The following is a 14,874-nucleotide window of genomic DNA, read 5'->3' as shown; positions in this document are numbered from 1 at the left end:
GAATGCTGTATTCTCTCATAGTAATCCATTGTTTCTCCCTCCTCTACTTTTATTTTATTACTTCCCTCCTCTTACTTTTTGATCATTTGTGCTATTTTTAAATAACCTTCCACAAAATAATCATTCAATTTCCATAGCACAAAAAGTCAAGTTTCTTAAAAATGATTTCCGTTATATTAAACTCGTAAGGTAAAGATGTGCTCGGTTGTCCTATCAAGAATATGAGAAAACGATTCAAGGACCATTAACATCTGAAAGATGAATTACCGCTTCAAACTCTAGCAAAAAACGCTAGTTATTCTACCATTAAAACAGAAGTAAAATAAAATTAAAAATGAAGACAAGACACCCATAGGACAAAAAAAATCAATTAAAAAAGATATCCCTACCACTATCTCTTTTTTGTCATCTTGGTATAATAGAAAAAATCAGAAAAATGAGAATGCGATGATAAGGAATAGTACTTGCCGAAATGTTTTCAGAAAGTTGCTGGTTGATGAGAAGCAATAACAAAAAGGCAGGGAACTCACCTTAGAGTAGCCTTAGTGAAATGAAAATGATTGATGTAGTTAAGGTCGGCACCCCGCCGTTATACGGGAAGGATATCAGATCAAACAATCTGTATCCGAATAAGGGCATGATAATGTAAAGTTATCATGAAACAGGGGTGGTACCGCGTAAGAAGAAGTCTTTCGTCTCCAAGTTCAATCTTGGAGATGATAGGCTTTTTTTATTTCCATTTACAGGAGGAATCGATGATGTTTAACCACAAAAAATACGAAAAAAAATACTTTTTGCCACCGAACCTTACTTATGATTGGGTGAAGAAAGAAACATTAGAACGTGCTCCGATATGGTGCAGTGTGGACTTACGGGATGGAAATCAAGCATTACCTATTCCTATGAACTTAGAAGAGAAATTGGATATGTTTCAGTTACTAGTAGAGATCGGTTTTAAAGAAATTGAAATCGCATTTCCAGCTGCTAATGATACGGAGTTTAAGCTATTACGGACACTGATTGATCGTCATATGATTCCAGACGATGTCACGATTATGGTGATCACGCAAGCGAGAGAGCATATTATCCGCCGAACCTTCGAAGCCATTAAGGGGGTACCGAAAGCGATTGTTCATTTATATAATTCGACGTCAGAAGCGCAGCGCAGACAAGTATTTAAGAAAACAAAAGATGAAATTAAACAAATTGCCATTGATGGCGCTATTTTAGTAAAAGAACTGGCCGAAAAAACAGAAAGTGATATTTATTTTCAATATAGTCCTGAAAGCTTTCCAGGAACAGAAGTGGATTACGCGTTAGATATTTGTAATAGTGTTTTAGATATTTGGAAACCGACACCACATCACAAAGCGATCATCAATATTCCGACAACAGTTGAATATTCAATGCCTCATATCTTTGCAAGTCAGATTGAGTATATACACAAAAATCTGTCTTACCGAGACAGTGTGACATTGTCTGTTCACCCTCATAATGACCGCGGGTCTGGGGTGAGTGATGCAGAATTTGGTGTGCTAGCTGGTGCCGAAAGAGTCGAAGGTACATTATTTGGTATCGGTGAACGTACAGGGAACGTAGACTTGATTACTTTGGCGATGAATATGTACTCGCATGGTTATGATCCACAATTGAATTTCAATAACCTAGAAGCGATACGTAAAAAATATGAAAAACTAACAAAAATCACTGTTCATGAGAGACAGCCATATTCTGGTGAGATGGTTTTCACCGCATTCTCTGGGTCACATCAAGATGCGATATCTAAAGGGATGAAATATAGAAAGGAACATCATGTTGATAAATGGGACGTTCCGTATATCCCAGTAGATCCAGTTGACTTGGGGAGGAATTATCAAACGGATGTGATTCGAATCAATAGCCAGTCTGGAAAAGGCGGCATAGGCTATATATTAGAAACAAATTATGGCATTCAACTTCCTTATCAAATGAATGAAGCCATGGGATATGCAGCGAAGAAAGTATCTGATCAGACAAATAGGGAATTGTCTGTCGAAGAAATATATCATGTTTTTAAAGAGCAGTATGTTGATTTTCATCCTCATTTCCAGCTGATCGATTATCAATTTTATAAAGGAGAGAAGCAAGAAGTCACCTTAACTTTGCTGAGAGATCATCAACAAATTGACATACAAGGAACTGGCACTGGAAGTTTAGATGCAATCAGTAATGCGTTAAAAGCACATTTTCAACTCGAGTATGATTTGGAAGTCTATGAACAGAATTCTTTGGGCAAAGATTCTCAAGCAAAAGCCTGTGCACAGATTGGTATTTCATATCAAGGAAAAATGCATTGGGGTGCTGGAATCGATAAAGATATTATAGAAGCAACAGTAAAGGCCCTGGTGGTTGCAGTAAATAAACTAGAGGTTTGGATGTAGATGGAAACAGATAAACTTGAAAAACATGAAGCAATGCAATTTTTAAGAGAATATAACGAACAAGAAATCTTTTATCAACAATACCAACAGAAAAAGCATGACAATCAATCATTGCAATTATTTTTGAAGGATTATGATCAAAACAATTTCATGCAAAAGCAAATATATATAGAAGAATTTTTGCTAAAAGGACAGAACGAATTTGAAAAAGAGGATACCATGTGGTTAGGTCAGGAGAAAGATATCGAAGTGAGAAAGTATAGCCGTTTTATGCCTCAATTGTCGGCTATCCATGATTTCTTTGAGATGATTTATGTTCTAGAAAATGAGATGTATGTAGAAGTGGAAGATAAAAAAATCGCTTTAAAATCAGGAGATATTGCCTTTATTCCACCTGACACAATACACAAGCCACTTGTAATGGAGAATACAATCGCAATCCAAATCATGATCCGCAAAAGTACTTTTCAAAAAGTGTTTTTTAAAATGTTAAAAGGAAATCATGTCATTTCAGAGTTCTTTTTGAATGCATTGTATATAAAAGAAAATAAACATATTCTTATTTTCCATAGTCACATGGATAAAAATTTGCCAGACTGCTCTCTGCATCTATTTACAGAAAATCACAATCGATTTCCTGGATACCAGTTGATTATGAATAATTTGTTTGAGATATTATTATGTCTCTTATTAAGATTCAAACCAAGTCATATGAACGTCATTCAGGTCAAACCATATAGTGATATACGTATGATTCAAATGCTTCAATATATTCAGCAATGTTGTGAGCATATAACACTCCAGAAGATGGCAGAGGAATTTAACCTTTCACAATCTTACCTGTCTAAATATATAGCTCGTAAACTCGGCAAATCATTTCGTGAAATTCGACAAGAAATAAGATTAGAAAAAGCCTGCGAAATGCTAAACGGTAGTAATTTACAAGTGGATCATATTTCGGGAGCCGTTGGTTATCAAAATGTAGAGCATTTCATTCGTTTATTTAAGAAAAAGTATCATCTAACACCACATCAATATCGTTTAAATAATAGAACATAATGAGCAGAATGTATGACACTTATCTTTAAAGTAAAATTTTAAAATCAAGAAAATGTCAAATCAATACGAATAAAAAGGAGAAATCATCATGTCAATCAAGCAAGTAAAAGATTATTTTAAACAATATGAAATGGATACTCGAATTCAGGAATTTTCAGTATCTAGTGCAACCGTAGACTTGGCTGCTTCTGCATTGGGCTGCGAACCTGAAAGAATCGCAAAAACACTCTCCTTTCTAGTAAATGGACAAGCTATTTTAGTTGTGACCTCTGGCGATGCAAAAGTTGATAACAAAAAATTCAAGGAATATTTTAAAACAAAAGCGAAAATGCTGCCTCCTCAAGAGGTCGTTGACTTGGTCGGTCATGAAATTGGCGGAGTATGTCCTTTTGCTATAAAGAATGGCGTTTCTGTTTATTTAGATATGTCACTCAAACGTTTTGAGACAGTCTATCCAGCCTGCGGGAGCAGTAACAGTGCTATTGAACTCACAATCAAACAATTAGAAAAACACTCCGGTTATACACAATGGATTGATGTGTGTAAAGGATGGAATGATGAATTCACACAATAAAATGGAAGGAAAGAATTAAAAATAAAAAGGAGCTAGAAACCCTTGATACACAAAGGTTTCTAGCTCTTTTATATCTATTCCCACTCAATCGTAGCAGGCGGCTTACTCGTAATATCATACACCACACGGTTAATATGCTTCACTTCATTCACGATACGAGTCGAGATCTTCTCAAGTACATCCCAAGGGATTCTTGCCCAGTCACTCGTCATACCGTCAATAGATGTAACAGCACGGATACCGATTGTGTAGTCGTATGTTCTTGCGTCACCCATGACACCTACGCTGCGGATGTCTGGGAGAACCGTGAAGTATTGCCAGATGTCGCGCTCAAGGCCGAAGTTGGCAATTTCTTCGCGTAGAATCGCATCCGATTCACGGACGATTTCTAGTTTTTCTTCAGAAATTTCACCTAGTACACGGATTCCTAGTCCTGGACCTGGGAATGGCTGTCTCCATACGATGTCGTCTGGAATACCTAGCTCTGACCCTAGAGCACGGACTTCATCCTTGAATAGCGTATTAAGTGGCTCAATCAATTCGAACTGCATGTCTTCTGGAAGACCGCCAACGTTGTGGTGAGATTTGATTGTTTGTGCCGTTGCTGTACCACTCTCAATGATGTCAGTGTAAAGCGTTCCTTGTGCTAAGTAGTCGATTCCTTTTAGCTTGTCCGCCTCGTCATCGAATACATAGATGAATTCGTTACCGATGATTTTACGTTTTTGCTCAGGATCAGACACACCTTTTAGCTTGTTTAAGAAGCGATCTTTCGCATCTACTTTAATCACGTTCATGTTGAAACCTTCGCTAAATGTTTTCATTACCCCTTCTGCTTCGCCTTTGCGAAGAAGACCGTGGTCAACGAAAATACATGTCAGCTGATCGCCGATGGCTTTGTGGATCAATACAGCCACAACAGATGAATCTACACCGCCGCTTAGTGCGCACAACACTTGTTTGTCGCCTACTGTTTGACGGATTTTCTGCATTTCGATTTCAATGAAGTTCTCCATTGACCATTTGCCATCGCAGTCACATACACCGAAGACAAAGTTCTTCAATAGATCATTTCCGTACTCAGAGTGACGTACCTCTGGGTGGAACTGAACGCCATAGAAATTCTTCTCAGCTAAGCTCATCGCTGAGTTTGGACAATGTGCACTTGTTGCATCAACTGTAAAGCCTTCTGGTACTTCAACGACAAGGTCACCATGGCTCATCCAAACGACTTGATCCGTTGGAAGGTCTTTGAATAGAGCAGGTGTTCCGTTAATATGAATGTCTGCTTTTCCATATTCACGCTGGCTTGCCGCTTCTACTTTCCCACCTAAATAGTGAGTCATCAGCTGCATGCCGTAGCAAATGCCTAGAACCGGAATGCCTAGATCAAAAATCTTTTCGTCACAGCGGAAAGATCCTTCATCATATACACTGTTTGGTCCACCAGAAAGGATGATTCCTTTCGGCGCCATTTCTTTAATTTCTTCAGCAGTTAAAGTGTGCGGATGAAGCTCACTGTACACACCAAATTCACGAATACGGCGAGTGATCAGCTGATTGTACTGACTACCGAAATCGAGAACCAAAATCATTTCATTTACTAAATTTGTCATGGTGTCACCTCTATGTCCAATATAGTTTTTATAAACGCACAGAAAAAATGAGAGGAGAAAACCTCTCTCAGTGTAAATCACGCTTTTGAAGCGCCCAGACTTACATCCGAACGCTTCAATTTCATGTATTTTAGAAGGTTTTAATATTCACCTATTCTAACAACAGGAAGGTACGTGGTCAAGACTATCTCCTGTTTATTAAATTTTCCCATAACTTCACCGACTGCCGCCAAAGCGCCGACGCATCTTCTCGCCTGTAGAGCGCCCGCTCATAGAACTGCGTTAGTTCAGACATGTGATGATTCCCTTCCTTGTCATCGATCAAAGAAGCAAATTCTCTTAGCGTCATGCCTGGCTTTTTCTCGATCCCTCTGCGCCTTAGCTGTTTTAATAGAGCAGCATACGCGTAGAAAAAAGCTTCCTCATCTGGCAGACGTTTTACCTTTCTCACAATAAAGATTGGCAGCCACCTTGCTCTGAACCGGTAAAGCATCCAGCCTATGAAACCAAGAAAGACAATCACACCTGCTGCGTAGCCCAAGATTGAACCAACATGAACCATACTTGGCTTTGCTTTAGCTGCTTGTTCCTCTTGTTTTGCCGCCTGTTCTGGTTCTTGTTGCTGCGGCTGCTGTGTCTGCTCGTTTTCTTGTTGATCAGATGCGGGCTGATCTTTTTCATCCTCTTGATCATCTGCTTGGTCGTTGTTAGCCGTGGTTTCATTCGTAAATGTCTCTGGGTTCGTGAACCCTTTTGTCGGTTCAAAAGTCACCCAACCACGGTTTGGAAAATACACCTCTACCCATGAATGGGCATTGTTATTGGTCACTTCATACACATTGTTTCCATCCATCTGTGTTTCATATAACTGACCAGACGTATATCCTTTCACCCATCTCGCCGGAATTCCAATCGAGCGAAGCATGACAATCATCGAGGTTGAAAAGTTATCACAATAGCCAATCATCGTATCAAATAAGAACTGATCCACATAGTCTTCGTCACGCCCAGGCACAGAGACATTTTGGGTTTCATATGAAAACTTCGCAGATCCTAAATAATCCTCAATCGCTTTTGCTTTATCATACATATTATCCTTCGTTTCCGTTAAGCTGTTCGCCAATGTTTTCACACGCTCTGGCAGCGAGGATGGGAGCTGCAAGTATTCACGTCCGACCTGCTGATTCACTTGCTTCTTGGTTGGCACTTTGATTCGCTGTAAGTCCTCTAGGATAAATGTAGGTGATAAGAAGCTGACTCGATAGTTCCCTAAATTTTTGGGCGGGTTTTGAGTAGACGGGACAATTTTCTCCGTTTTGCCCATCATTTGCAGTGGAATGTTTTCCATTGGCGTCAGCATAACCGTACCAATCGGATAAACAGCATGATTAAATCGATAATTTGATTCCATATCGACTCTCGTTTCATGCTCCTCTGTTTTCACGCGATTGGTAAACCACCGGTTCGGCACATCATTCCCTTTTAACCGAGTAGGTTTCGTATCATTTGAAGCATCCTCCCAGCCTTTCCCCGTGTAAATACTTTTTGTTTCTACACGAAAATAAGACGGCTCTTTTCCGCTCCATTTAAATACCGGTGTACGATCCTCACTAAACGGTCCCCCAAGCGACGAATCATCCGCACTATATCCCACCTTATTCTGCCCGGTGGAACCATCTTGATTCGTGACCGCTTTAAAAAACGGGACAGGGTCAGGCCATTTCGGATCAGATTTTGGCAAAGAAGCACCGAGTGATGCTGATACAAGGACAAGCGCCAGCATGGGTAAGAACCAATTGAAACGCGCTTTCTGTGACACCCGCACACCTTCAGCCGAACGAAGCCGGTCGAAATAGAGCAGGCCAAGCAAACAAAAGCCAAATACCATAATTCGAACGATTGCAAAAGTCGCTTCATAAGGCGTAAACGTATCAAGAATCGTGACATATACAATCGTCATCAGTAAAAAGAAAAAGATACGCTGCTGATACACAACCCAATAATGGAGCAAATAAACAAGCAGCCAAAGCAAAATATAGAACAACAATGTGCGGAAAGACGGATACATGTCACTCCACATGCCCATGCTCATCAAAGAAATATTATCTTGAATATCAGCAAACAGCGCAGGCAGATAACTTGGCTCTGATTGATAAAAAATCAAATATAATGCGAGCAAGATCAATCCAGCACAAATAGGAAACGTCACATACCACTTCAATCGAAAGAACGTAAACAAACACGTAAGCCCTATAAAAATGATGAAATAAGACGTATGACTCGTCTCTGTAAAATCTTGAAGCGGACGAAGCCACTCCCAAAGCAGCAGAAATGCGACAGCATAATAGATGAACAACTCAAAACGGCTTTGCCGCTGATGCATATAAATGTTTGTCACCTCACAGTTCTTTCGTGCAGCCGGTCCTCAAATAAAAGGGTCGTGTGTATCCCAGAAGCTTTAAGCCGGTCCACAAGCTGTTTTTCTTTTGCCGTCAATCGATCAACGGCTCTCTTCACTAAAAGAACGGTGATGTTCTTTCTGTTTCGATTCCCAAGTAAAATGGTAGCAAGCTCTTCTTGCAGATGACCTGTCACCACATACTTTCCTGTCTGCTGGTGCTCACTCGCTGTTAATGATTGATAATCAGGTGCACGAGAAGGCTGATACTGCACCTTTGTTAAATAGTAGAGCATGTCCTGTAAATGCCACTCTCCTTGATCCACTCGAAATAAGTGCTGATCCCCAAGCGGAACAAAGCCTACCGGCACCCCTTTTTTCACAGCCGTTTGCAGAACCGATGCGGCCATAGACACAATCGTTTCAAAAGCGGCTTCATCTGTAAAATCAGCAAACACCACCAGATCCTTTGTCTGATTCTGTTCAAACTCCTTCGTCATAAGCTGACCTCTTCTAGCTGTTGTCTTCCAGTCCACCCAAGCGAAACGGTCTCCTTGCTGGTATTCACGCACACCTGTCGTCACATTTGTCGGTTCATTTAACCAAGAGTGCAACGCTTTGCCTCCATTTTCATTCACCGATGCAGCAGATTCAACCGGAATATCCAACATTTTCGGATATACAAGTAATTTTTTCTCTAATGGAAGAATCACTTCTTTTTCAACAAACCCAAACATATCACCCGTTTTGATTCTAATTGCCGTCAAATGATGCTCTCCCCTCACGATGTCATTGAATTGATACGAAAATCGCCACGTTTTCCGAAACCATGGAAAGATCATTCGCTTCATTTCAATCTGTTCCTGTAAATGGAAGGTATCCGGCGGTTCATCCTCAAGTATGGCGTACACGTACGGAAATAAATTCGTCCGCTTGATTTCAAGGTCAACAGACAGCACTTCCCCTGCCTTTAACCGGGTATGCTGTAATGTCCTTTTGGCTGTTGCACGAAGTGGAACAAGGGCAAACAGCAAAGCATACAAAGCATATGGTGAAAATGCATAAAAAAGGAACCAGCTCACAAAGCCGCCCTGAAACATGGCATAGCAAAAGGCTGCTGCCGTGAGGAGAAAGAGCATAAACACCCGTAACCATAGTGAAAAAGCGAAACGGTCACGTGACTTCATTGAGTCATCGACTTTTGAACTGGTACGCCAATATGCTCAATCATCTGTCGCAACAGTGTCTCCGCCTTCTTCCCTTCATACGTTGCTTCTGATGTCAAAATCATGCGATGCGGCAATGTGTAAGGCGCCAAATACTGTACATCATCAGGAATCACATAATCCCGCCTGTTCAACAGCGCATACGCCTGAGCCGCTTTCATCAATGCAATTGAACCCCTTGGGCTCACGCCTAAATAGACAGACGGATGATTTCGCGTCGCTTGGGCGATTTCGACAATATATTCTTTAATCGATGCATCCACATGTACGGTCTGAACCGCTTGCTGTAAAGCATGGATATGATCTTTTGTCATGACTGCCTGAAGCGTGTCAATTGGCGATTGTTTCTCCTGCAAATTCAGCACCTCAAGCTCCTCCAGCATGGTTGGATATCCCATCTGTAGCTTAAATAAGAAGCGGTCCATTTGCGCTTCTGGAAGTGGATAGGTTCCCTCATACTCCACTGGATTTTGCGTAGCCATCACAAAGAAAGGATCTGCCAGCGGCATCGTTTCTCCGTCCACTGTGACACTGCCTTCTTCCATCGCTTCAAGAAGGGCTGATTGTGTTTTAGGAGAGGTTCGGTTGATTTCATCAGCCAAAATAATCTGCCCCATAATCGGTCCTTGTCTAAATTCAAACTCGTTTGTCTTTTTATTATAAATCGACACACCTGTTACATCTGAAGGCAAAAGGTCAGGCGTAAATTGGATTCGCTTAAACTCACAGCCAATGGATTTTGCCAGAGCACGAACCATCATGGTCTTCCCAACGCCAGGCACATCCTCTAATAACACATGCCCCTTCGCCAAAATCGCAACAAGGCTTAATATCGCAATATCTTTTTTCCCCACCATCACTTTATTGATGTTATCTACGATTTTTTGTAAATCTGAATGCATCGGTTCATCAAATGCCATCCTGATCCTCCTATCACGTTTCCGTCAATTTTCATATAGTCTAACTTTACCATACAACACGCATTTGCATGAAACATCAACACGTAGAAAAAAGAAGCCTTCTCACGATGGAAAAGACTTCTGCTCCTCTTTAGGTTCACTTGCTGGTTCCATATGAACATGAGAGTGTAGAATATCATGTTCCTGCTTCATTCTGCGTTCAATTTCATCTGCAATATCATGGCTTTCTGCGATGTTTAAATGCGGTTCTACTTCAACGACCACATCCACATGGACGGTGCTTCCAAGATAACGAGCTTTAATGTCTTTCAAATCGCCCACTCCTGGTGTCGCTTCAATCGTCTCTTTATATTTAGACATATCTTTTATATGAAAACCGTCCGTTAACGAATGAGACGCATCTCTGAAAATCTCCCACGCCGTTTTACAGATAATTAAGCCAATCACAAACGCAGCAAGCGTATCAACCCACGCCAGCTGAAATTGAGAGGCGATAATTCCGACAAACGTCCCGATACTCACATAAGCATCTGATTTATTATCAGCCGCTGCCGCATATAGCGCCTGGCTATTAATTCGTTTAGACAGTTTACGGTTATACATATACACGCCATACATCACAACAGCACTTCCTGCTGCCGTCCAAGCTGCAATCATATCAGGCGTTTGATGCTCTGATGAGAAAAGCGACTGGCCTGCACTCAGCAAAACCTGAAGCCCGACAAGCATCATAATAAAGGAAGCCACAAGTGACGCAATATTTTCAGCTCTAAAATGACCGTATGGATGATCCTCATCAGGTGGCTTCTGAGAAATACGCAGCCCAATTAATACGGCAAGCGAAGCAATGATATCTGTCGTATTATTCAAGCCATCTGCGGAAAGGGCTTCTGAATGAAACACATACCCAATGATCAGTTTGACAGCAGATAAGATCACATAGGCTATAATGCTGACCCAAGCACCTGTTTCACCTTGTCTTAATTCGTTGTAGCGCTCCATACCGAACAGCGCCTCCTCACACATTACTTTTCTATATTTATCTTACAAAGCCAAGCCCGTGTGGGTCTACAGCAACATGATTCGCTTGAATCAGCAAAATAGGATACATAGAAATGTGTTGACCTAAGCAAACTTATTTTTATAAGGTCAATTGACCTCAAGACCTACTCCCATCAACGTTTTTCAAAACCACCCCGAAAAATGAAAAAGAACAAAATCACTCTACTGTACAATTGTCAGAATAGTTTTATTTTAAAACACAACTTTTCTTTCTTCCTTCTTATGCTATTTTTAAGAATGGGCAGAGGAAAATGAGGGAACATAATCTCTCAAATCCTTTATACTTTTTAACATCATGTTAAGAGGTTTGAAATGTCAGTTTGATAACCTGTCCAATGCTGAATGACAATTCAGTATGATAAAATTTAAAATATTCTAAAAACAAACTCTCGAATAAAAGAGAAATGTTTGGAGGTAAAGAAATGTCCAACATGACAAACGGTCTTCAAAAAAACCTTAAGACAAGACATATTTCAATGATCTCCATTGCCGGGGTCATTGGGGCAGGGCTATTTGTTGGTAGTGGTGCTGTCATTCATTCTGCAGGGCCTGGATCGATTCTTTCCTATTCATTTGCCGGACTTCTGGTCATCTTTATTATGAGAATGCTTGGAGAAATGGCATGTGCCTATCCGACAAGCGGCTCTTTCTCACAATATGCGAGCGACGCCATCGGCCCGTGGGCTGGGTTTACAATCGGCTGGCTTTACTGGTTCTTCTGGGTCATCGTCATCGCCATTGAAGCCATTGCCGGTGCTGCCATTATTCAATATTGGTATGGAGATGCACCTGTTTGGCTCACAAGTCTTATCCTCACAATCCTCTTAACTTTGACAAATATCTTTTCTGTTAAATCTTTTGGCGAATTTGAATATTGGTTTTCATTGATTAAAGTCGTCAGCATTATTCTCTTCCTACTCATTGGTTTTGCATTTATCTTTGGTTTTGGCGGTCATCATACTGCAGGTCTTGCTAATTTAACGGGGAATGGCGGTTTCCTTCCAAACGGGTTCGGCTCTGTGCTCCTCGGGATTGTCGTTGTCATCTTTTCCTTCATGGGAACCGAGATTGTGGCAATTGCCGCAGGTGAATCAGCAGACCCTGTCAAATCTGTGACAACAGCTACTCGTTCAGTTGTATGGCGTATTATTGTGTTCTACGTCGGGTCGATCGCCGTCGTTGTCACTTTACTCCCATGGAATTCAGCGAATATTTTAACAAGTCCGTTCGTTGCAGTATTAGAATACATCGGTGTCCCATCAGCCGCTCAAGTCATGAACGTCATTGTTTTAACAGCCGTTCTTTCTTGTTTAAACTCCGGCCTATACACAACGTCCAGAATGCTTTATTCATTAGCAGAAAGAGGCGAAGCACCAAAACGTTTTATGAAAATCAGCAAACGCGGTGTCCCAGTAGCAGCGACAGTCGCAGGTACCTTCTTTTCCTATATTGCCGTCATGATGAACTACTTTTACCCTGAAACCATCTTTCTATTTCTAGTCAATGCCTCTGGTGCCATTGCACTTCTTGTCTACTTGGTCATTGCCGTTTCACAATTAAGAATGCGTCGTAAAATTGAAAAAGAAAATCCAGAACAACTCAAAATCAAAATGTGGCTGTTCCCATACCTTACGTACTTTACCATTTTGGTCATCTGCGCCATCTTGGCCTCTATGCTGTTTATCGAATCGATGAGACCTCAGCTCATACTGACAAGCATCATTACCATCAGTGTACTAGCCGCCTACTTCATCTTTAAACCAAATAAAAAAGTGCCTGCAAGTGCAGCGCTTGAAAATAAACACCCTTAATTCTCCCGCTGAAAAGCGGGTTTTTTTATTTTATTCACCTATTTGGATGTCCGCACTTATAATGTATCAAATTGATTTTAAGTGAGGATTAGTCAACATGAACCTAGAAAAGTTTGTTGACGAGCTGCCAATTCCAGAAGTCGCAGAGCCCGTCAAAAAAAACCCAAGACAAACATATTATGAAATCGCTATGGAGGAGGTGTTCCTAAAAGTTCATAGAGATCTGCCCCCAACCAAGCTATGGACCTATAATGGCAGTTTGCCTGGTCCAACCATTAAAGCGAATCGAAATGAAAAGGTCAAAGTGAAATGGATGAACAAATTGCCGCTGAAACACTTCCTGCCTGTCGATCATACCATTCACGCTGGACATCATGATGAACCCGAAGTCAAAACAGTCGTTCACCTGCATGGGGGCGTGACACCTGCAAGCAGCGATGGTTATCCAGAGGCTTGGTTTTCGCGAGACTTTGAAGCGACCGGCCCCTTCTTTGAACGAGAGGTTTACGAATACCCTAATCACCAGCAAGCATGCACATTGTGGTATCACGATCATGCCATGGCATTGACACGATTAAATGTATACGCCGGATTAGCTGGCTTTTATTTGATCTCAGATGCGTTTGAAAAATCACTCGAATTACCGAAAGATGAATATGATATCCCTTTAATGATCATGGATCGGACATTCCAGGAGGATGGCGCACTGTTTTACCCAAGTAGACCAAATAACACACCAGAAGATAGTGACCTTCCAGATCCCTCTATCGTGCCATTTTTTTGCGGGGAAACGATTTTAGTCAATGGAAAAGTATGGCCGTATTTAGAAGTAGAGCCGCGAAAATATCGTTTTCGTATCTTAAACGCATCCAATACAAGAACTTACGAGCTTCATCTAGATAATGACGCCACAATCTTACAAATAGGATCTGATGGCGGCTTTTTGCCAAGACCTGTTCAGCATCAATCTTTTAGCATTGCACCTGCTGAACGTTTTGATGTCATCATCGACTTCTCAGCTTATGAAAACCAAACGATTGTTTTAAAAAATACGGCAGGTTGCGGTCAGGATGTCAATCCAGAAACAGATGCGAACATTATGCAATTTAAAGTCACTCGTCCGCTCAAAGGAAGAGCAGCTAAAACATTACGTCCGATCTTCAAACCACTGCCACCGCTCCGGCCGAGCCGAGCTGATAACGAGCGAACGCTGACGCTTACTGGCACACAAGATAAATATGGGCGCCCGATTTTATTACTAGATAACCAGTTTTGGAATGATCCTGTAACAGAAAATCCTCGACTTGGCAGTGTAGAGGTGTGGAACATCGTCAATCCAACAAGAGGTACACACCCTATTCATTTACATCTTGTTCAATTTCGAGTGATTGATAGAAGACCATTCGATACAGACATCTATCAATCGACAGGTGAAATCGTGTACACGGGACCAAATGAAGCGCCTCCTTTGCATGAACAAGGCTACAAGGATACGATTCAGGCGCATGCCGGTGAAGTCATTCGCATCATCGCTCGGTTTGTCCCATATAGCGGACGATATGTGTGGCATTGTCACATTTTAGAACACGAGGATTATGACATGATGCGGCCGATGGATATCATTTAGTAAATATGAAACCTCCTCTCTGTTAATTGCGTAATATGAAAAAGGGCTAACAGCTTTTATTTATTAGCCCTCTATTTTCTTTTCAATCTCCATGAGAAAAAACGAACAATGTATCGCATGAATGGCATTTATTTGAACATTCCACACTTAAAAAGTTGACG

Annotated in this window: 10 protein-coding genes and 1 other annotated feature; of the genes, 5 read left to right on the top strand and 5 right to left on the bottom strand. The window is 41.1% G+C overall.

Going from position 1 to position 14,874, the window contains the following annotated elements; all coding sequences use genetic code 11:
- The first annotated feature begins 438 nt into the window (after positions 1–438).
- Positions 439–703 (top strand) — a binding site (T-box leader).
- 55 nt (positions 704–758) lie between these two features.
- The 3 genes from V7L95_RS10160 to V7L95_RS10150 all read left to right on the top strand — a co-directional run bounded on the left by V7L95_RS10160 (position 759) and on the right by V7L95_RS10150 (position 4,053).
- The gene (locus V7L95_RS10160) at positions 759–2,420 is read left to right on the top strand and encodes a 2-isopropylmalate synthase (protein ID WP_017359838.1); all 1,662 of its coding nucleotides are present in this window, start codon (positions 759–761) and stop codon (positions 2,418–2,420) included.
- Entirely contained in the window at positions 2,421–3,479 is a 1,059-nt protein-coding gene (locus V7L95_RS10155) for an AraC family transcriptional regulator (protein WP_076822762.1), read from the top strand.
- 88 nt (positions 3,480–3,567) lie between these two features.
- Complete coding sequence (locus tag V7L95_RS10150) at positions 3,568–4,053, top strand: YbaK/EbsC family protein (RefSeq protein ID WP_045034413.1); 486 nt, start codon at positions 3,568–3,570, stop codon at positions 4,051–4,053.
- Between the two features lie 74 nt (positions 4,054–4,127).
- On the opposite strand, the gene guaA is transcribed toward V7L95_RS10150, so the two are convergent.
- From guaA to V7L95_RS10125, 5 genes are all read right to left on the bottom strand, one after another.
- Positions 4,128–5,669, bottom strand: coding sequence for a glutamine-hydrolyzing GMP synthase (gene guaA / locus V7L95_RS10145; RefSeq protein ID WP_008344342.1), 1,542 nt, complete (start codon positions 5,667–5,669; stop codon positions 4,128–4,130).
- 184 nt (positions 5,670–5,853) lie between these two features.
- Positions 5,854–8,052 (bottom strand): transglutaminaseTgpA domain-containing protein, encoded by a 2,199-nt coding sequence (locus V7L95_RS10140; RefSeq protein WP_076822760.1) that lies wholly within the window; start codon positions 8,050–8,052, stop codon positions 5,854–5,856.
- Positions 8,053–8,063: 11 nt separating this feature from the next.
- On the bottom strand, positions 8,064–9,254 hold the full coding sequence (locus V7L95_RS10135) for a DUF58 domain-containing protein (protein ID WP_076822758.1): 1,191 nt from the start codon (positions 9,252–9,254) through the stop codon (positions 8,064–8,066).
- A complete protein-coding gene (locus V7L95_RS10130; RefSeq protein WP_017366721.1) occupies positions 9,251–10,213 on the bottom strand; it encodes a MoxR family ATPase in 963 nt (320 codons plus the stop codon). Before V7L95_RS10130 ends, V7L95_RS10135 begins: the two co-directional genes overlap by 4 nt.
- A gap of 102 nt (positions 10,214–10,315) precedes the next feature.
- Positions 10,316–11,215, bottom strand: coding sequence for a cation diffusion facilitator family transporter (locus tag V7L95_RS10125; protein WP_008344349.1), 900 nt, complete (start codon positions 11,213–11,215; stop codon positions 10,316–10,318).
- Positions 11,216–11,697: 482 nt separating this feature from the next.
- Between V7L95_RS10125 and gabP the strand changes: the two genes are divergently transcribed.
- Together gabP and V7L95_RS10115 are read left to right on the top strand one after the other, a co-directional pair.
- A complete protein-coding gene (gene gabP, locus V7L95_RS10120) occupies positions 11,698–13,086 on the top strand; it encodes a GABA permease (RefSeq protein WP_017359846.1) in 1,389 nt (462 codons plus the stop codon).
- Positions 13,087–13,183: 97 nt separating this feature from the next.
- On the top strand, positions 13,184–14,713 hold the full coding sequence (locus V7L95_RS10115; RefSeq protein WP_048002245.1) for a multicopper oxidase domain-containing protein: 1,530 nt from the start codon (positions 13,184–13,186) through the stop codon (positions 14,711–14,713).
- Positions 14,714–14,874: the final 161 nt, after the last annotated feature.

It is taken from the genome of Bacillus sp. PPSBB_11 (genome assembly GCF_038023285.1).
Classification (GTDB): Bacteria; Bacillota; Bacilli; order Bacillales; family Bacillaceae; genus Bacillus; species Bacillus altitudinis.
Note: the sequence above shows the minus strand (reverse complement) of the source record. Positions and strands in the feature narration are given on the sequence as shown.